General features: G+C 55.8%; 16 protein-coding genes and 1 tRNA gene. 10 read left to right on the top strand and 7 right to left on the bottom strand.

What is annotated here, in order from left to right; translation table 11 throughout:
* Positions 1-534 (bottom strand): DUF4329 domain-containing protein, encoded by a 534-nt coding sequence (locus AAC620_RS10020; protein WP_340244691.1) that lies wholly within the window; start codon positions 532-534, stop codon positions 1-3.
* A gap of 296 nt (positions 535-830) precedes the next feature.
* On the opposite strand from AAC620_RS10020, the gene AAC620_RS10015 reads away from it, so the two are divergent.
* Complete coding sequence (locus AAC620_RS10015; RefSeq protein WP_340244690.1) at positions 831-1,109, top strand: hypothetical protein; 279 nt, start codon at positions 831-833, stop codon at positions 1,107-1,109.
* A gap of 44 nt (positions 1,110-1,153) precedes the next feature.
* Here the strand turns inward: AAC620_RS10015 and ettA are convergent, their stop codons facing one another.
* The gene (gene ettA, locus AAC620_RS10010; RefSeq protein ID WP_317656403.1) at positions 1,154-2,809 is read right to left on the bottom strand and encodes an energy-dependent translational throttle protein EttA; all 1,656 of its coding nucleotides are present in this window, start codon (positions 2,807-2,809) and stop codon (positions 1,154-1,156) included.
* A gap of 129 nt (positions 2,810-2,938) precedes the next feature.
* Here ettA and AAC620_RS10005 point away from each other — a divergent pair, with 129 nt between their 5' ends.
* Positions 2,939-3,559, top strand: coding sequence for a nicotinate-nucleotide adenylyltransferase (locus AAC620_RS10005; protein WP_340244689.1), 621 nt, complete (start codon positions 2,939-2,941; stop codon positions 3,557-3,559).
* A gap of 62 nt (positions 3,560-3,621) precedes the next feature.
* A complete protein-coding gene (gene dacB / locus AAC620_RS10000) occupies positions 3,622-5,103 on the top strand; it encodes a D-alanyl-D-alanine carboxypeptidase/D-alanyl-D-alanine endopeptidase (protein WP_340244687.1) in 1,482 nt (493 codons plus the stop codon).
* 3 nt (positions 5,104-5,106) lie between these two features.
* Here dacB and AAC620_RS09995 read toward each other — a convergent pair whose 3' ends face one another.
* Together AAC620_RS09995 and AAC620_RS09990 are read right to left on the bottom strand one after the other, a co-directional pair.
* Complete coding sequence (locus tag AAC620_RS09995) at positions 5,107-6,372, bottom strand: SulP family inorganic anion transporter (RefSeq protein ID WP_340244685.1); 1,266 nt, start codon at positions 6,370-6,372, stop codon at positions 5,107-5,109.
* 35 nt (positions 6,373-6,407) lie between these two features.
* A complete protein-coding gene (locus tag AAC620_RS09990; RefSeq protein ID WP_317656398.1) occupies positions 6,408-6,827 on the bottom strand; it encodes a tellurite resistance TerB family protein in 420 nt (139 codons plus the stop codon).
* Between the two features lie 116 nt (positions 6,828-6,943).
* Between AAC620_RS09990 and AAC620_RS09985 the strand changes: the two genes are divergently transcribed.
* From AAC620_RS09985 to AAC620_RS09975, 3 genes are all read left to right on the top strand, one after another.
* Positions 6,944-8,524: a lysine--tRNA ligase gene (locus tag AAC620_RS09985; RefSeq protein ID WP_340244682.1), complete on the top strand. Its 1,581-nt coding sequence runs from the start codon at positions 6,944-6,946 to the stop codon at positions 8,522-8,524.
* Between the two features lie 71 nt (positions 8,525-8,595).
* On the top strand, positions 8,596-9,030 hold the full coding sequence (locus AAC620_RS09980; RefSeq protein ID WP_340244681.1) for a DUF4864 domain-containing protein: 435 nt from the start codon (positions 8,596-8,598) through the stop codon (positions 9,028-9,030).
* Positions 9,031-9,182: 152 nt separating this feature from the next.
* Positions 9,183-11,477, top strand: coding sequence for a glycosyl hydrolase family 28-related protein (locus AAC620_RS09975; protein ID WP_340244679.1), 2,295 nt, complete (start codon positions 9,183-9,185; stop codon positions 11,475-11,477).
* Here the strand turns inward: AAC620_RS09975 and AAC620_RS09970 are convergent.
* Complete coding sequence (locus AAC620_RS09970) at positions 11,474-11,953, bottom strand: pyridoxamine 5-phosphate oxidase (RefSeq protein ID WP_340244678.1); 480 nt, start codon at positions 11,951-11,953, stop codon at positions 11,474-11,476. The two genes, AAC620_RS09975 and AAC620_RS09970, sit on opposite strands and share 4 nt — an antisense overlap.
* 82 nt (positions 11,954-12,035) lie before the next feature.
* On the opposite strand from AAC620_RS09970, the gene AAC620_RS09965 reads away from it, so the two are divergent.
* Entirely contained in the window at positions 12,036-12,632 is a 597-nt protein-coding gene (locus AAC620_RS09965) for a carboxymuconolactone decarboxylase family protein (RefSeq protein ID WP_340244677.1), read from the top strand.
* Entirely contained in the window at positions 12,625-13,113 is a 489-nt protein-coding gene (locus AAC620_RS09960) for a tRNA (cytidine(34)-2'-O)-methyltransferase (protein ID WP_340244675.1), read from the top strand. Before AAC620_RS09965 ends, AAC620_RS09960 begins: the two co-directional genes overlap by 8 nt.
* Here the strand turns inward: AAC620_RS09960 and AAC620_RS09955 are convergent.
* Positions 13,105-14,361: a lytic murein transglycosylase gene (locus tag AAC620_RS09955; protein ID WP_340244673.1), complete on the bottom strand. Its 1,257-nt coding sequence runs from the start codon at positions 14,359-14,361 to the stop codon at positions 13,105-13,107. The genes AAC620_RS09960 and AAC620_RS09955 overlap by 9 nt on opposite strands.
* 169 nt (positions 14,362-14,530) lie before the next feature.
* The gene (uvrB, locus tag AAC620_RS09950) at positions 14,531-16,720 is read right to left on the bottom strand and encodes an excinuclease ABC subunit UvrB (RefSeq protein ID WP_340244671.1); all 2,190 of its coding nucleotides are present in this window, start codon (positions 16,718-16,720) and stop codon (positions 14,531-14,533) included.
* A 443-nt stretch (positions 16,721-17,163) separates the two neighbouring features.
* On the opposite strand from uvrB, the gene AAC620_RS09945 reads away from it, so the two are divergent.
* Positions 17,164-17,475, top strand: coding sequence for an ETC complex I subunit (locus AAC620_RS09945; protein ID WP_340244950.1), 312 nt, complete (start codon positions 17,164-17,166; stop codon positions 17,473-17,475).
* Positions 17,476-17,535: 60 nt separating this feature from the next.
* Positions 17,536-17,608 (top strand) — tRNA-Arg (locus AAC620_RS09940).

Here is a 17,608-nt window from a genome sequence, read left to right as displayed (position 1 = left end):
CTAACCCCCGAAGCGGCGATACAGCTGATCGAGCGTGTAGGTTTTGGCCGCTTCGGGATGTGGGTCTGAGACAACATTTGGGTCTGCGGGCAGACAATTCTCGCCGCAGACCTGACGCATCACGCCCGTCTCGCCATCAATGAACCATAACCGCCCCGCAGGGGTGGCGACCCATCCATTCGTGCCACGGCTCATATCGCCCTCAACATCAATCGTGGAGGGCACCTCATTATCATAGCGCGGATCAAAAGCCGCATGGGTGTGCCAAGAGGATATAATCCGCATCCCCGCAGGCGCATCCATCATCGCGCAACTGTCGCGCCCGCCCCAACTGGATTTCGAACTGGACAAGCGCCCCGCTTGATCGCGCAGGACATAGCCACAGACCTCGCGGTTATAGGTGATGGAATGGCGATTCATGGAGTGCATCAGCGCCATGACGAATTGCTGTTCATCCGCATCTTGCGCATGGGCGGCGTTGACGCTCAGGATGCAACCCAACAGCGCGATAACAAAAATGGCAAATTTGGGCATTACAAAACCCCTTCACGCCTGATTTGTTCAATCATAGCCTGCCAATCGACATAGGCAAAGCGTCACCCGAGGATTTCGGCGGCTTGGCGGAATTAGACCACGACTTTAGAAAATTCAGGATTACTCAAAAATCCCATAGGTTTTTGTGCAAGTTCTCCATATCGATAGTCAGTGAGGTTTGATGGAGCAGAATTAAAACTTTTTATCAAATATAATAAAAATATTTATATAATATATATCTTGTAATAAAATCATGTTAATTGAACGATCCGTCAGTTGGACAGAAAGGATACTCAGTGACGAAACTTTATGATTACGCCAGAGGCCAAATAATGATGGAAGTGATCCGATCTCTTGGCACTAACGCCGCACGATTAGATCGTGTGGAGTTAGCAGTTAAATGCTTGAATAAAATCAAGGCAATTGACGCGCCGAAGGCGGTGTTAGAAAAAATTGGTGAGATTACGAGATGTTTGGAACATGCTAAATGCGCAGCAACGCCAGATGAGCAGTTAGATCAGGCGGTTGCCTCCATCTCTTCACTGACATTAGAACATCTTTGGGATGATGATTAAGGTTCCCTAAAAAAAGCCGCCCGCAATGGGGCGGCTTTGTTATCTCACCGCGCGAATTTCTTGTATTTCACCCGTTTCGGCTCAAGCGCGTCTGGCCCGAGGCGGCGTTTTTTGTCTTCTTCGTAATCGGAGAAGGCGCCTTCGAACCATTCCACATGGGCCTCGCCCTCAAAGGCGAGGATATGGGTGCAGATGCGGTCAAGGAAGAAGCGGTCGTGGCTGATCACCACGGCGCAGCCTGCGAAATCGGTCAGCGCATCTTCGAGCGCGCGCAGGGTTTCCACGTCCAAATCGTTGGTCGGTTCGTCCAACAAAAGAACATTTCCGCCTGATTTCAAAAGCTTGGCCATATGCACGCGGTTGCGTTCGCCCCCTGACAGAAGGCCCACTTTCTTTTGCTGATCCCCGCCTTTGAAGTTGAAGGCCGAGCAATAAGCGCGGCTGTTCATCGTGGCATCGCCCAGTTCGATGATCTCGGCCCCGCCCGAAACCTCCTCCCAAACTGTTTTTTCTGGATCCAGTGCATCGCGGGATTGGTCGACATAGGACAGTTTGACCGTATCGCCATATTCAAGCGTGCCCGCGTCAGGCCCTTCTTGGCCCGTCAGCATCCGAAACAGCGTGGATTTACCCGCGCCGTTCGGCCCGATCACACCCACGATCCCGCCAGGGGGTAAGCTAAAGCTGAGATCTTCGATCAACAGCTTGTCCCCATAGGCCTTGGTCAGGTTTTCGATTTCGATCACCTTTTGACCCAAGCGTGGGCCATTGGGGATGACGATCTGCGCGCGGCTGATTTTATCGCGCTCGGATTGGCCCGCCAATTCTTCATAGGCGTTGATACGGGCCTTTTGCTTGGCCTGACGCGCCTTTGCGCCCTGTCTGATCCATTCCAATTCGCGCTCAAGAGTTTTCTGGCGCGATTTATCCTCGCGGGCTTCTTGCTCAAGGCGCTTGGCTTTTTGCTCCAACCAGCTTGAGTAATTGCCTTCGTATGGAATGCCGCGGCCGCGGTCGAGTTCGAGAATCCAGCCCGTGATGTCGTCCAAAAAGTAACGGTCATGGGTGACGATCAAAATCGTGCCTTTGTAGTCGATCAAATGCTGCTGCAACCAAGCGATGGTTTCGGCGTCCAAGTGGTTGGTCGGTTCGTCCAACAGCAGCATATCAGGCGCTTCAAGCAACAATTTGCACAGCGCCACGCGGCGGCGTTCCCCGCCTGAAAGATGCTCTGGCATTGCCTCATCGGGCGGGCAGCGCAAGGCCTCCATGGCCACATCAATCTGGCTGTCGAGATCCCACAGGTTGTTGCTGTCAATCTCATCTTGCAACGCTGCCATTTCATCGGCGGTTTCATCCGAATAGTTCATGGCCAATTCGTTAAAGCGATCAAGCTTGGCTTTTTTCTCGGCCACACCCAGCATGACGTTTTCGCGCACTGTGAGGGTTTCATCGAGTTGCGGCTCTTGGGGCAGATAGCCCACCTTTGCGCCTTGCGCGGCCCATGCCTCGCCAGAGAAGTCCTTGTCCCAGCCCGCCATAATCCGCAGCAATGTGGATTTACCTGCGCCGTTGACACCGACCACACCGATTTTCACACCGGGCAAGAAGCTGAGGCGGATATTCTCGAAGCATTTCTTGCCACCAGGATAGGTCTTAGAGACACCGTCCATGTGGTAGACATATTGATAGGAGGCCATGCGTGCGTTGTCCTTTGAGAGTAGATTTTGTCCTCTTCTAATGGGGATGGCTGCTTTCGGCAATCGCTTCGCCTGCTTTCCTTGCGGCTTTGCTTCGTGATAGAGGCGAAGGTGGTCGTCTGATTTGTCGTGGAAGTTTACCCTGTGTTTCGCCACACCTTGCCTTTTGCCCCTGAGGCTGCACGCATTGGCCTCTTTGGTGGTTCGTTTGATCCGCCACATGCGGGGCATTTGCATATCAGTCGTGAGGCGCTCAAGCGGCTGCGGTTGGATCAGGTTTGGTGGTTGGTCAGCCCAGGTAATCCGTTGAAATCTCGCGGGCCTGCGCCCCTTGATGCGCGGATTAACGCTGCGCGGGCCTTGCAAGCGGGCCATCCGAAACTGCGGGTCACGGGCATTGAGGCGCAGCTTGGCACAAGGTTCACCGCGCAGACCTTGCGACACATGCAGGCGCTTTATCCAAAGCTGCGGTTTGTGTGGATGATGGGGGCTGATAATTTGGCCCAGTTTCACCTGTGGCAGGATTGGCAGGAGATCATCTCAAGCCTACCGATTGCTGTTTTTGCGCGTCCGCAAGCGGGGTTGCCTGCCCGCTTCTCGAAAGCTGCGCGCGCGTTCGATGCCGCGCGGGTGGCGCCTGAATTGGCCTATAGCTTGGCCGATTACGAAGCCCCAGCTTGGACTTATCTCACCCTACCTTTGCGCAGTGAAAGTTCATCGCAATTGCGCGCAGCGGGTGTATGGTCTTGAGAACCCCGTTCGGGCTTGGCTTATTGTGCGGCAAGATTGGCAAGGGATAACGAGGTGGGCAGATGATCACGCGGCGCGGGGTTTTGGCGGGTGGTATCTCGGCTGCGGCAAGCGCGGCCTATGGGCAGGCCCCGTTGTCCTCCCTCGTGCCGATGCCGCGTCCGACCGCGCCCACCCCCGCAGGGGCCACAGGTCTTGAGAACCTTATTGCCGCAAGCCCCTATCAAGGCGCGGTGGCGGCTGTTGTGGCCGATGCGCGCACGGGCGAGATATTACAGGGCCATAACGCCAGCACAAACTTGCCCCCCGCAAGCACGATGAAGGTTTTAACCACGCTTTACGCGTTGGAGGCCCTTGGCGCAGGATATCGATTTGCAACGCGGGTTTTGGCCACGGGAAATTTGCGAAACGGGCGGCTTGAAGGGGATCTGTGGCTGTATGGCGAGGGGGATCCCCATTTGGACACCACGGGACTTGCCACGCTGGTCACGGGCCTGCGCGACATAGGTCTGCGCGAGGTGACAGGCGCGCTGCACCTCGTGGATACATCCCTGCCGTCCATTCCCCTCATCGATGTGACACAGGCCGATTATGCGGGGTATAATCCTGCAATTTCGGGTCTGAACTTGAATTTTAACAGGGTCTATCTGGCATGGGAGCAGGGAACGAATGGCCTACAGGTTGGGCTTGATGCCCGCGCAGATGACTTGCGCCCTGCGGTTTTGGGAATTGGCTTGACGGTCGCGGATCGCGCGGCCCCTGTTTTGGACTACCGCGCGGAAACCGCAACGGCGCGCGAGGGTTGGTCGGTGGCCAGATCGGCCCTTACGGGTGAGGGGGGCCGTTGGTTGCCTGTGCGCAATATGGCCGCCTATGTGGGCGAAGTTTTTGCCTCGCTGGCGCGATCCTCTGGTATCGTGCTGAGCAGGGTGCAGCGCGCAACGGCCGTGCCGTCTGAGGCTGTGGTGCTTTCGGAAATTTCAAGCGCGCCCCTTGATGCGATGCTGCGCTCTATGCTGCGCTATTCGACAAATCTCACGGCTGAGGTCGTAGGATTGCGCGCAACACAGACCCTAACGGGGGCGGCCAATCCAAGTTTGCGCCAATCTGCCGATCACATGGCGGCATGGCTTGAAGGGCGCTATGTGTCGGGGCGCGCTGAGTTACATGATCATTCTGGCTTGCAGGATTTAAGCCAGATGACGCCTGTGCAAATGGTGCAGGCTTTGGTTGCGGCGGGGCCAAGGGGGCGCTTGCGAAACCTGTTGCGGGCGCATCGCGTGAATGACGAGGTGCAAGCCCAAATTGGCACCGCCGAGATTGTGACGAAGACAGGCACGTTGAATTTTGTCTCGACCTTAACCGGCTATATTGAGGGCCCCAATCGGCCCTTGGCCTTTGCAATTTTCAATGCGGATTTGCCCCGCCGTGCGGCGCTTGGCCCTGAGGAGCGCGACCGCCCCCCCGGTGGGCGGACATGGATAGGTCGCGCCCGCACATTGCAAAATGATATGCTGGTGTCATGGCTGCGCGGCTTTGGCTGACATTTACCGATCAGGCGGCGTCCAATCTTGCGGCGGAACCTTGCGCCGCTTCAGTCTCAGCGCAAGGCCGATGGCCACACCCGTAGCGATTGCAACGGTTAGATCCGTGAAGACTGTCAAAACGAGCGTTAGCACAAAGAGGCCACGATCAGAGACGGGCCCCGCTGTTACATAGCTGCGCCAATGATGCGGTTCGGACATATTCCAAGCTGTCAGCAACAGAAGCCCGCCCAAAGCGGGCAGGGCCAAGTAATTTGCTAAAGGCGCTGCAAAAAGAAAGACCAACAAGATGACCCCCGCATGCACCATCCCCGCAACAGGGGTTGTGCCGCCTGCGCGAATATTGGTCGCCGTGCGTGCAATCGCACCCGTTGCGGGAAGCGATCCAAAGGCCGCACATGCCAGATTGGCGACACCTTGCGACATCAATTCTGCATTTGGGCGATGCACATTCTTGGTCATCCGATCTGCGACCATAGCCGATAAAAGCGACTCGATCCCTGCCAGAAAGGCGATGATGAGGGCAGAGGGCAGCAATTCCAATACGCGCTCATAGGTGATCTGCGGCAGGGTCGGCCACGGGAATTCGGTCGGTAATGCGCCAAAGCGACTGCCGATTGTCGCCACATCAGGTAGGGACATAAACGCCAGTCCAGACGCCCCTGCGACAGCCAAAATCAAGCCCGGGAAGCGTGGAAAGAACCGCCGCAACAGGACGATGGCCGCCATGGTTGCAAGGCCAATCGCAAAGCTTGGCAGCGCGATTTGATCACGCGCCTGCCAAATAGCCGCCAGTTTTCCCAAGAAATGCGCCGGCGCATCATTTAAGGGAATTCCCAAAAAATCGGGCAGTTGGCTTGTGGCGATAATCACCGCAATGCCAACGGTAAATCCGTTGATCACGGGTTCTGGCACATGCGCGATGAGGCTGCCTGCGCGAAACAGTGCAGCGAGCGATAGGATCACGCCTGCGATCAGCGTGGCCAAAACCAAGCCATCCATCCCATGTTGAGAGATGACATCATAGACCACAACGATGAAAGCGCCTGTCGGCCCGCCAATTTGCACATGGCTGCCGCCAAGGGCGGAAATGAGAAACCCGCCCACAATCGCGGTGATCAGCCCATGAATGGGTTCTGCGCCCGAGGCGATCGCAATCGCAAGACACAGGGGAATAGCCACCATCGCCACAGTGACGCCTGCAAAAACGTCACGCGTTGCTGCCGCTGCCGTATAGCCCGGCCACGTGCTTAGGATTTGTGGTTTCATGGTGCCGCCATCGAATCGCGGCGAAAATTGCCGCCTTAAAGTGTAATATGCCGCGCGCGCGCGCCGCGTTCAATCGCCGCCGCAGCGAGACGATCAATGTCCAATTGATAGCGGATTTCCATCAGCATACGCAGTTCCGTTTGTCCCAATAACCCATCTGCGGCGGCCACATCGCAGCACAGTGCATATGCGGTTTCATGGAGCTTTTCTGGCAAGGCTTGGTTCACAAGACCAAACAGCGCATCCAAGCCATCTTCCTCTTCGAACAGGTCGAACACAGTTTTTGAGACATTTTGCATCCGATCTGCATCGTAATTGGCAAAGACGGGCAGGTTATTCACCAAGGCCTCGATGGTGACCAGCTCAGCGGTGCCGACTGACTCATCCGAGAGCGAGACTGCCATCATGAGCGCAACGAGCGCGTCTTGCGCAGAAAGGGAGGTTTCGGAGCTCATGCGGGATCCTTTCAGGGTTCTGTTTTGGGTTTAGATTATTGACCCCGCTCGGTTGCCGCAATAGGTGCAGGGGCAATGCGGCCAATCGATGCCGCGCTTGTGATGGATGAAGCCAAATGTCTGATTTTCGTGATGCCGCCCTCAGTTCCAAAGCTTGGCCTTTTGAGGAAGCGCGCGCGATTTTGAAACGGTATGAAAAAGCCCCGCCTGAAAAGGGCTATGTGCTGTTTGAAACGGGCTACGGCCCCAGTGGCTTGCCACATATCGGCACATTTGGCGAGGTGCTGCGCACCACAATGATCCGCCGCGCCTTTGAAGCGATCAGCGATATTCCAACGCGACTCATTTGTTTCTCGGACGATCTTGACGGGATGCGCAAGGTTCCGGGCAATGTGCCTAACCAAGACATGCTGCGTGAGCATCTGCAAAAACCGCTGACATCCGTGCCTGATCCGTTCGAAGAATTTGACAGTTTTGGCGATCATAACAACGCCATGCTGCGGCGGTTTCTTGATACATTTGGTTTTGAGTATGAGTTTTATTCGGCGACTGAATTCTATCGGTCAGGCCAGTTTGATACGGTTCTCAAGCGTGCTGCGGAGCGCTATGAAGACATCATGAAGGTGATGTTGAAATCGCTGCGCGAAGAACGCCAACAGACCTACTCCATCTTCTTGCCGATCCACCCTGAAACGGGCCGCGTGCTGTATGTGCCGATGAAAGAGGTGAATGCGCAGAACCATACGATCACCTTCGATGATGAGGATGGGCGTGAATGGACGCTGCCCGTGACGGGCGGCAATTGCAAATTGCAGTGGAAGCCTGATTTTGGCGCGCGCTGGGCGGCGTTGGGCGTTGATTTTGAAATGTATGGCAAAGACCATTCCACAAACACGCCGATTTATGACGCGATTTGTGAAATCTTGGGCACACCTGCGCCGCATCATTTCACCTATGAATTGTTCTTGGATGAGACGGGTCAGAAAATCTCGAAATCGTCTGGCAACGGGATTTCGATTGATGAATGGCTCAGCTACGCCTCGACCGAGTCCTTGAGCTATTTTATGTTTGGCAAACCCAAAACCGCCAAGCGGCTTTATTTTGATGTGATCCCCAAGGCCGTGGATGAATATCACCAACAATTGCGGGCATATCCTGATCAGGACTGGGCGCAGAAATTATCCAACCCTGTGCATCACATTCATAACGGCACTGTGCCTGCCTCCGATATGGTGGTCAGTTTTGCGATGTTGCTCAATCTGGCCTCTGTTGCTGGGGCGGAAGACAAGGAAACCCTATGGGGGTTCATCCGCCGTTATGCGCCTGATGCCTCGCCTGAAACCAATCCAGATATGGATCAAGCGGCGGGTTTTGCGGTGCGGTATTACAATGATTTTGTGAAGCCAGAAAAAACCTTCCGTCTGCCCAATGACACAGAGCGCGCTGCCCTTGAGGATCTTGTTGCGCGGCTCAAGGTCTATGATGGGCCGATTGAAGATGAGGCGCTGCAAACGCTTGTCTTTGCGGTTGGCAAAGATCATGGGTTCGAGCCGCTGCGCGATTGGTTCCGCGCACTTTATGAGGTGTTGATGGGCGCAAGCCAAGGCCCGCGCTTTGGCGGGTTCATCGCGCTTTATGGTGTGAACGAGACAATCGCGCTGATTGAGGCAGGATTGCGCGGCGATTTGGCGGCATGAGGCGCAATTGACCTTTACCTTTTGACCTCTACCTCTTTCCCACAAGGGGTAGAGGTCAAAGGTCATTAGGCGTGATCCGTCATTATGTCATCACTTTGATTTTGGTTCTGGGGATGGGCTTGGCCGTTGCGCCGCGCGCGGCGTTGGCGCAGTCTGCACCTGAGATTGATAATCGCGTTGAAGCGACCATTGCCGCCCAGCTTGAAGCCTTTCGCGCCCAAGACATCCCCCGCGCATGGAGCTATGCAAGCCCCCTTATTCAAAATTTATTCGGCGATCAGGATCAATTTGCCCGCATGGTCGAGCAAGGTTATCCCATGGTGTGGCATCCGCTGACCTATCGGTTTGGAGCGGCGCGTATGACCCAAACTGGCGTTTTTCAGCAGGTCGAAGTGATTGATCGCGATGGGCAAAGCCATCTTTTGATTTACGAAATGGTCGAGATTGCGGGTGATTGGCGGATCAATGGTGTCCATTACATGCCGCAGCCGCCCGCCTCGGTCTAAGGGTTAAGACGTTTTTAACACGTTTGACGTAGAACCCCTCCGCAACGCATCTATCAAACCAATATTTTACATTCTGCGAGGTTCCGTTCAGGGCTTTGCGGGATATGCGCTTTGTAGGGTCTTGGCGGAACTCCACAAAAAATGGGGGTTCCATGAACCAAGTGATCACCGAAGGCCTGCAACTTATGCCGCCCGCTTTTGCCGAAGGTCTGGCGCAATGGTCGCGCGAAGATGGGCGCCCGAACCAAGACACCTATGCCACCGCCGCCAATGCGGCCCTTGTGGCGGCTGATGCAGATTTCGGCACCTGTCTGGAAATCGTAAAAATTGAAAGCACCACGCGCCTTCGGTTCACGGGGGAAACCCCCATTCGGGCGGGCCTCTATTTGCAAATCCGCGCGCGGATCAAACTTATTTCTGGCACGGCTGCAGTGGCGCGCATTGGCGCTTGGGCGGGCAGTGCGGCCAATACCAATATCGCGGGGGTTGCCCAATTCGGCCCCAGCCGTGCCGTGGACACATTCGGCGAAGTTGTCGAGCTATCTGCCATTGTGGGTGTGGGCGCGCGCACAGGCGTGGATATGGTTTGGGGCGGTTCCGCCGTGTTTGGCCATTTTGGGATTGATATTCTCGGTGATAACGGCGGTGTGTTTCGGATCGAGGATATCGAGATCACAGATGCCACCGATATTTATTATCGCGAGTTGATGGATTGGGTTGATGTCACCGATTTTGGCGCCATCGGTGATGGGATCACGGATAGCCGCGCCGCCTTTGCTGCGGCTGATCAAGCCGCACAGGGGCGCGAGATCCTCGTGCCTGCGGGGGTGTATTTTATCGGCTCAACACTTGGGCTTGATGCGCGGGTGCGCTTCGAGGGGCGGGTTGTGATGCCTGATGCTGCGCGCTTGGCGCTGAACCAGAATTTTGATCTTAATGGCTATGCGGATGCTTTTGGGGATGCAGAGCTGGGCTTGCGCAAGGGGATACAGACCTTGCTCAACCAATCGGATTTCGAAGGGTTCGATCTCAATGCCCGCCGCGTGATCCTGACCGAGCCTTTGGATGTTCAAGCCGCCGTTGGCACGCGCACCACCTATGCCAACCGCCGCGTTCTACGGAACGGGCAATTGACCCCTGACAATTCCCCTGCATGGGATGATGATTTTGTGGTGGCTACGGCGCAATGGTCGGTGAATGACCCGCGCAAGCTGACCAATATTGCCAATGTGGCGCAAATCCCTGTTGGATCCTTGGTCACGGGCGCGGTCGGGGTCGGGCGCGAGGTTTATGTGCGCGCGCGCGATATCGCGGCGGGCACAATCACGCTTTCGCTGCCTTTGGGCGTGCCGCCCCAAACCCAAAGCTACGGGTTTCGGCGCTTCAAATATCTGTTGGATTTTTCTGGATTTCAAAACCTGCAACGCTTTGTCATCACCGACATCGAGTTTCTTTGTGCGGATCGTGCAAGTGCCATCATGCTGCCGATTGATGGTTTGGTGGTGCAGGTTCAAGATTGTTTTTTCACAGGCCCGAAAGATCGCGGCATCACATCGCCAGGTGAGGCCTGTCAGGGGTTGCAGGTAGAACGCTGCCAATTCCTGTCCAAGGAACAGGCTGAGCGGGTTGAGGATCGGGTGAGTATCGCGATTAACATAAACTCAAATGACGCAAAAATTCGTGACAATCGCGTTGTGAAATTTCGCCATTTCATGCTCGCTGCAGGGACGGGCTATCTGATTTCTGGCAATCACTTTTTCCAAGGCGATGATGTGCCAAATGGGGTGCGCAGCGCGGGTTTGATCTTTACCGGTATCAATATTCGGTCGACTGTGAACGGCAATTATATTGATAATTGCTCCATTGAGTGGATCAATGAACATGACCCCGCGCCAGAACTGTCGAGCGAGTTGTCTTTCGGGGCGATCACGATCAATGACAATATTTTCATGTCGATCCGCTCTGCCCCTTGGTTCAGCTTCCTTGTGATCCGCCCGCAGGGCCCGGGCCATTACATCAATGCCCTCTCAATCTGTGATAACTCGTTTAAGCATATCCAAGGTGCGCCGCTTGAGCGTGTTGATGCCGTGGATAGCAGTGTGGCGCCTTTAGATGGCAGCCGCACCAAGAATTTCTTGATGCAAGGCAATACCTTTCACGGGATTGTGCGGGATACCCAAAACCCCGTGACGCTTGCCGTCACGGAAAACAGCCCGCAGCAGGTTTGGGAGGCGGATTTGCGCGATTGGCTGCCTTTTGAGGGTCAGGCGCGGGTTGCGGCCTCTGCCCTGCCTGAGGGGCCGTTGCGCAACAGCGCCAATGTTGTCCAATACGTCACCCCCTATGCTACCACGCGGCATGGGGTTGGGCGCGGCTCAATTCGCCTCAACTGGCCGCAGCCTGTGCGTGGCACTGTGCAATTGACCGCGCGCTGTGACACGCCCTAAGGCCGCAGATCATCGGGGGTAAGATGAAAGGCCTGACCAAAGCCGCCATTTAAAAACGCGGCTTTGACGGTGAATTCCACCATACGGAAATCGCCAAAATCAAAATAGAGCTTTGCTTTGGGATAGGCGGCCAGATAGGCCGCCTTTTTTTCGGCCTTGTCACAGGGCAGGGCATAGGTTTCTAAACTCAGGCGGGGGTGGGTCAAAGGATCGCCGCGATCAGGCACAGAACCGATCAATAGCCCACAGTTTGGCCGCTCTGCCAAGGCGCGACTATGCGCGGAGAGATCTGAAATAAGACTAAGAATTTGTGCCGTCTCAGGCAGCCAGACATAGGCGACACGGCTGAGGGTGGGCGCGCCTGTCTGCCGGTCAGTGACCCCAAGCGCCGCATAGTTATGGTCTGCCAATATCCCACGGGCCAATGCGCGCGCCGCATCATCGGTTGGGCGTATGGGGTTGGTCGCTTTTTCCATTGGCCCGCGCCTTTCGCTTGCAAGTTTTGCCTCTGCGCGCCACGGTCTGCGCAGCAAAGGGAAAAGAAGGGAGACCCGCATCATGGCATTGATCCGCCCGCTTGAGGAAGAGGAAATGGAGCGCGATCTGGCAGATCACGTTCAGTTTTTCAAAGGGCCGTTGGGGGTGATCCCAAATTCTGTGCGGACCATGGCACATCGTGCGCCAATCGCGCGGGCCTTTACCGATTTGAACGTGGCGGTCATGACGGATTACGGCGCGGTCACGCCTGAATTCAAACGCCTGCTTGGGTATGTGTCCAGTCAGGCATCAGGCTGCCTGTATTGTCAGGCCCATATGATCTTGGCCTCCGAGCGGTTCGGCGCGTCAGAAGATCGGTTGAACGATGTGTTCACCTTTGAAGATAGCCCCCATTTTACCGAGGCCGAGAAAGCCGCCTTGGCCTTTGCGCAGGCGGCAACCCTTGTGCCAAATGCGGTGACACCAGAAATTGGCACACGCCTTAAGGCGCATTGGGGTGAGGCCGCTGTGGTCGAGATCATGGCCGTTGTCGCGCTGTTTGGATATCTTAATCGTTGGAATGACAGTATGGGATCCGCCCTCGAAGATCTTCCAATCAGCAAGGGTGAGGCGCGTTTGAAAGACGCCACAGGGTGGAGTGTCGGCAAGCATGTCTGAGCGTCCCCAAGCCCCGCATCAGATGAAGATCGTGTTGTTCCAACCTGAGATACCCGGGAACACGGGCACGATTGGGCGCACTTGCGTGGGCTTGGATATGGAATTGATCTTGATCCGACCTTATGGGTTTGAGCTATCGGAGAAATCAGTGCGCCGCGCGGGATTGGATTATTGGAAATGTGTGCGCCTGACAGAATATGATGATTGGGAAGCGTTTATCGCAGCGCGCAAGCCGCGCGCGGATCAGTTGTTTCTCTTTGAAAATGATCGGGCGCAATCGGCCTATGAGGTCGAATTTCCCCCAGATGCCTATTTGGTTTTTGGCCGTGAGACGACAGGGCTGTCTCCTGAGATTATCGCAGCCCATGAGGATCGGCTTGTCTCCTTGCCGATGTATTCCCCGCATATTCGCTCTTTGAATCTGGCAAATATCGCTTGCGCGGCGGCCTACCAAGCCTTGCGCAGTCACGCTTTAGCGTAAAGCGGTCAGCAGGGTTTGCGAGGGTTGGCCTGTGATGGGCCATCCTCTTTCAGCCTCAAAGGCGCGAATGGCGGCTTCGGTTTGGCGGCCAAATACGCCATCAATCGTGCCAATCTCATAGCCACGCGCCTTAAGGCCCTCTTGGATGGCGCGGCGATCTTCGATCAGCAGTCCATATTGATCTGGTGGGAATGGCGTGGATATAGGCCCCGCCCCAGTCAGCCGCCCTGCGAGGTAGATGACACCAAGCGCGTAATTATCCGATGCATTATATCGCAAGAGTGCGCTGAAATTGGGTGAAACGAGGAACCCAGGCCCGTTTGGCCCTGAAGGCAGCAGTAGGGCGGCATTACCCAAATCGCGGGTGGGCGTCACCACAGGCACCACCCCGCGCGCAATCCAAGTGGCAAGCGTGCTTGGCGCGCCGCGCCCGGAAGGCCCCGAATATCCTTGGGGCAGGCGCACCTCGCAACCCACGCCAAATTGGCTTTGCCATGCGCCCCCTTCGCGCAGATAAGCGGCGGTTGAGGCCAAGGCATCTGTGGGATCAATGCCCCAAATATCTTTCTTGCCATCACCATTGAAATCCACCGCATGGGCCGCAAAGGTGGTGGGAATGAATTGGGTATGCCCCATGGCCCCTGCCCATGATCCTTTGAGGTTTTCGGCGGTTGTATGGCCTTGCTGTAAAATCCGCAGAGCAGCAAAAAGCTGCGCCTCGAAAAAGGCCGCGCGCCGTCCGTCATAGGCCAGGGTCGATGTGGCTGAGATCACGGGAATATCCCCGCGCTTTGCACCAAACTCGCTTTCAACGCCCCAAATTGCCGCCACCACTTCGCGCGGGACGCCATATTGGTCTTCGATGCGGCGCAAGAGACGCGATTGATTGGTGAAGGCCGCGCGGCCCGAAGTTACCTTGGCCTCAGAGGCGACAAGGTTCAAATAATCCTCGAAACTGCGAGAGAATTCTGCCTGATTGCGGTCGCGGGTCACAACACCTGGTAAATAGCCTGTGCCACGAAAAGCCTGCGAAATGGTGACGGGGTGTATTCCCCGTGCCTCGGCGCGGGATTTGAAATTGGCCACCCATTGGGCATAGCCTGCATTTGGGGTTGGTTGCAGATCAGGTGGGGTTGGGCGCAGGAAGTTTTGACCTGCTTGGGTCAAGCCATCCAACGGGTTTGGCACGCACCCGCCAAGCAGGGATGCGCCCGTGGTTAGCATCATCATGCGTCTGGTGAGGGTCATGCTCGCGGCCTCTTGTTCTTATGCGCATCCTTCTACCAAATTCTTCGCGCAAGGGCGACAAGAATGCGGGATGATGATCCACAAAATTGGCAGATGTGCCGTTTCAGAGGCCTTTGTCTGCGCGGCTCAAAAGGCGAGTTTGGGCCGTGAGGGCGCGCAGGCTGCCGCCCTATCTGCGGCGCTTGACCCCGCCCCGTTGTCCTGGTCGCCCTGCGGTGCTGCGCCCTTTTGCGGCGCTTGCCGCCTCGACCGCTTCATCCACGGCAGATTGGCGGGCCAGCGGGTCATCCGCAACAGCCAGTTCCACCGCCTCTAGGCGCTTGACCTCATCGCGCAAGCGCGCGGCCTCTTCGAATTCCAAATTCTCTGCCGCTTTGCGCATCTGTGCGCGCAGCCCATCGAGATGGGCAGCCAGATTTGCACCCACCATAGGTTTGTCGACCTTTGCGGTGACGCGGCTCATATCCACATCGCCTTGATACAGCCCCGCCAAGATATCCTCGACATTCTTCTTCACTGTCGCGGGGGTGATCCCGTGTTCCTCGTTATAGGCGATCTGCTTGGCGCGGCGGCGATCCGTTTCCGCAATGGCGCGTTCCATGCTGCCTGTGATGCGGTCAGCATACATGATGACGCGGCCATCCGCATTGCGCGCGGCCCGTCCGATGGTTTGAATGAGCGAGGTTTCAGAACGCAAAAAGCCCTCTTTGTCGGCATCCAAAATTGCGACAAGCCCACATTCAGGAATGTCCAATCCTTCGCGCAACAGGTTGATCCCGATTAGAACGTCAAAGGCGCCAAGGCGCAAATCGCGCAAAATCTCGATCCGTTCGATTGTGTCGATATCGCTGTGCATATAGCGCACGCGCACGCCTTGTTCATGGAGATATTCGGTCAAATCTTCGGCCATGCGCTTGGTCAATGTTGTGACAAGCACACGCATGCCCTTGGCCGCGACTTGGCGGATTTCATCCAACAGATCATCCACTTGCGTCTCAATTGGCCGGATCTCAATTTGCGGGTCTAACAGGCCCGTTGGACGGATCACTTGTTCGGTAAAGACGCCGCCTGCCTGTTCCAATTCCCAAGCAGCAGGGGTGGCCGAAACAAAGATAGATTGTGGCCGCATCGCGTCCCATTCTTCGAATTTCAGCGGTCGGTTATCCATGCAAGAGGGCAGGCGGAACCCGTGCTCGGCCAAAGTAAATTTGCGCCGATAGTCCCCGCGATACATGCCCCCGATCTGCGGCACCGTAACATGCGATTCATCGGCAAAGACGATGGCATTATCTGGAATATATTCAAACAAGGTGGGGGGCGGCTCGCCCGGGGCGCGGCCTGTCAAATAGCGCGAATAGTTCTCAATCCCGTTGCAGACGCCCGTGGCCTCAAGCATTTCGATATCGAAATTTGTGCGCTGTTCAAGGCGCTGTGCCTCAAGCAGTTTCCCGTCAGCCACAAGTTGATCCAAGCGCTGGCGCAATTCTTCTTTGATGGCCTTCACCGCCTGTTGCATGGTTGGGCGTGGGGTGACGTAATGCGAATTGGCGTAGATGCGGATTTTGTCGAATTTATCGGTGCTTTGACCCGTCAGCGGATCAAATTCGGTGATGCCTTCGAGTTCCTCACCAAAAAACGAGAGACGCCATGCCCGATCTTCGAGGTGCGCGGGCCAAATCTCTAGACTGTCGCCGCGCACGCGGAAGGAACCGCGCTGAAACGCTTGATCATTGCGCCGATATTGCTGCGCCACCAAATCCGCCATGACCTGCCGTTGATCATAGTCTTGTCCTGCGAACAGATCGACTGCCATAGCCGTATAGGTTTCGACCGAGCCGATGCCGTAAATACAGGACACCGATGCCACGATGATCACATCGTCCCGTTCCAACAGCGCGCGCGTGGCGGAATGGCGCATTCGGTCAATCTGTTCGTTGATCTGGCTTTCTTTCTCAATGAACGTGTCCGTGCGCGGGACATAGGCCTCGGGTTGGTAGTAATCGTAATAGCTGACGAAATACTCGACCGCGTTATCGGGGAAAAAGTTTTTGAACTCCCCATAAAGCTGAGCTGCCAAGGTCTTGTTATGGGCAAGTATGATTGCGGGGCGCTGTGTTTCTTCAATCACCTTGGCCATGGTGAAGGTCTTGCCCGTGCCAGTTGCCCCCAACAAAACTTGGTTGCGATCCCCATCTGTTACGGCGGCTGCAAGCTCGGCAATCGCGCGGGGTTGGTCGCCCGCGGGGGTAAACTCGGTCTGCATCACAAAACGCTTGCCGCCTTCGAGTTTTTCGCGTGCCAAACGATCGCTATTGGCGCGTCCCTCGCGCGGGGACGCAGCGCGTGGCAAATCGGGCATAGAGCTTGGCGAATTGTTATGCATTTTGGCCGTTCCACAAGTCACACGCATGGTCTGTGCGCAGGGTCTATCCTATCGCGCTGCGCGCCAAGGACAAGCGATAGAGGGCTCATTCATTGAGGCGCTGTGAGGTTTCCGAAAAGTTAATCAACTCAGAACAATTTGCCGCAAATTTATACAACTTTAAGGAGAAATTTTGATTGCATCCGAGAGAAAATTTCCGTAGCTTTTTCTTGCAAGCAGCAAATTGATTGTCGGTCGGGATCGCACCACCCACCCCTCGCTCCCTAGATCTCGGCCGGCAATTCAATTTTGGGGTATTTCACGCTGCCCGCGCTCATCTTCATCTTGCAACTTCCGCGCGTTTTGCCGATATGTGAGGCAGTTTTGATGGTTGAACGATACCCCGAACGCTCAGAACCAATAGAATGACGGAGCAAGCCATGGTCGCGCGCATTTACAAACCCGCCAAAACCGCAATGTCCTCGGGCACTGCAAAAATCAAGGATTGGGTTCTAGAATTTGCTCCTGAGAGCGCGCGCGAGATTGATCCACTGATGGGGTGGACATCAAGCGGCGATACGAAAGCGCAAGTGCGCCTTTATTTCGACAGCCAAGAAGCGGCCGAGGATTACGCCCGCGCCCATGGGATTGAAGCCGTGGTGTTGCGTCCCAAATCGCGCAAGCCAAATGTGCGCGCAGGCGGCTATGGCGAAAATTTCGCCACCAACCGCCGCACGGTTTGGACGCATTAACCCAACATCCCCCTTTGCCCGTTTACGCAGGCCCCAAGATTGGGTAATCAGCCCGCATGCGGTCCCTTAGCTCAACTGGATAGAGCAGCTGACTTCTAATCAGCAGGTTCGGGGTTCGAGTCCTCGAGGGATC

This window comes from Roseobacter sp. HKCCA2468 (assembly GCF_037805105.1).
In the GTDB taxonomy this organism is placed as follows: domain Bacteria; phylum Pseudomonadota; class Alphaproteobacteria; order Rhodobacterales; family Rhodobacteraceae; genus M30B80.
This window is presented reverse-complemented; position numbering and strand designations above follow the sequence as displayed.

Coding starts and splice junctions, on each gene's coding strand:
- AAC620_RS09945 (WP_340244950.1), top strand. CDS start 17,164: ATGGTCGCGCGCATTTACAAACCCGCCAAAACCGCAATGTCCTCGGGC.
- AAC620_RS09960 (WP_340244675.1), top strand. CDS start 12,625: ATGTCTGAGCGTCCCCAAGCCCCGCATCAGATGAAGATCGTGTTGTTC.
- AAC620_RS09975 (WP_340244679.1), top strand. CDS start 9,183: ATGAACCAAGTGATCACCGAAGGCCTGCAACTTATGCCGCCCGCTTTT.
- AAC620_RS09965 (WP_340244677.1), top strand. CDS start 12,036: ATGGCATTGATCCGCCCGCTTGAGGAAGAGGAAATGGAGCGCGATCTG.
- AAC620_RS09990 (WP_317656398.1), bottom strand. CDS start 6,827: ATGAGCTCCGAAACCTCCCTTTCTGCGCAAGACGCGCTCGTTGCGCTC.
- ettA (WP_317656403.1), bottom strand. CDS start 2,809: ATGGCCTCCTATCAATATGTCTACCACATGGACGGTGTCTCTAAGACC.
- AAC620_RS09970 (WP_340244678.1), bottom strand. CDS start 11,953: ATGGAAAAAGCGACCAACCCCATACGCCCAACCGATGATGCGGCGCGC.
- AAC620_RS10020 (WP_340244691.1), bottom strand. CDS start 534: ATGCCCAAATTTGCCATTTTTGTTATCGCGCTGTTGGGTTGCATCCTG.
- AAC620_RS09985 (WP_340244682.1), top strand. CDS start 6,944: ATGTCTGATTTTCGTGATGCCGCCCTCAGTTCCAAAGCTTGGCCTTTT.
- dacB (WP_340244687.1), top strand. CDS start 3,622: ATGATCACGCGGCGCGGGGTTTTGGCGGGTGGTATCTCGGCTGCGGCA.
- AAC620_RS09955 (WP_340244673.1), bottom strand. CDS start 14,361: ATGACCCTCACCAGACGCATGATGATGCTAACCACGGGCGCATCCCTG.
- AAC620_RS09995 (WP_340244685.1), bottom strand. CDS start 6,372: ATGAAACCACAAATCCTAAGCACGTGGCCGGGCTATACGGCAGCGGCA.
- uvrB (WP_340244671.1), bottom strand. CDS start 16,720: ATGCCCGATTTGCCACGCGCTGCGTCCCCGCGCGAGGGACGCGCCAAT.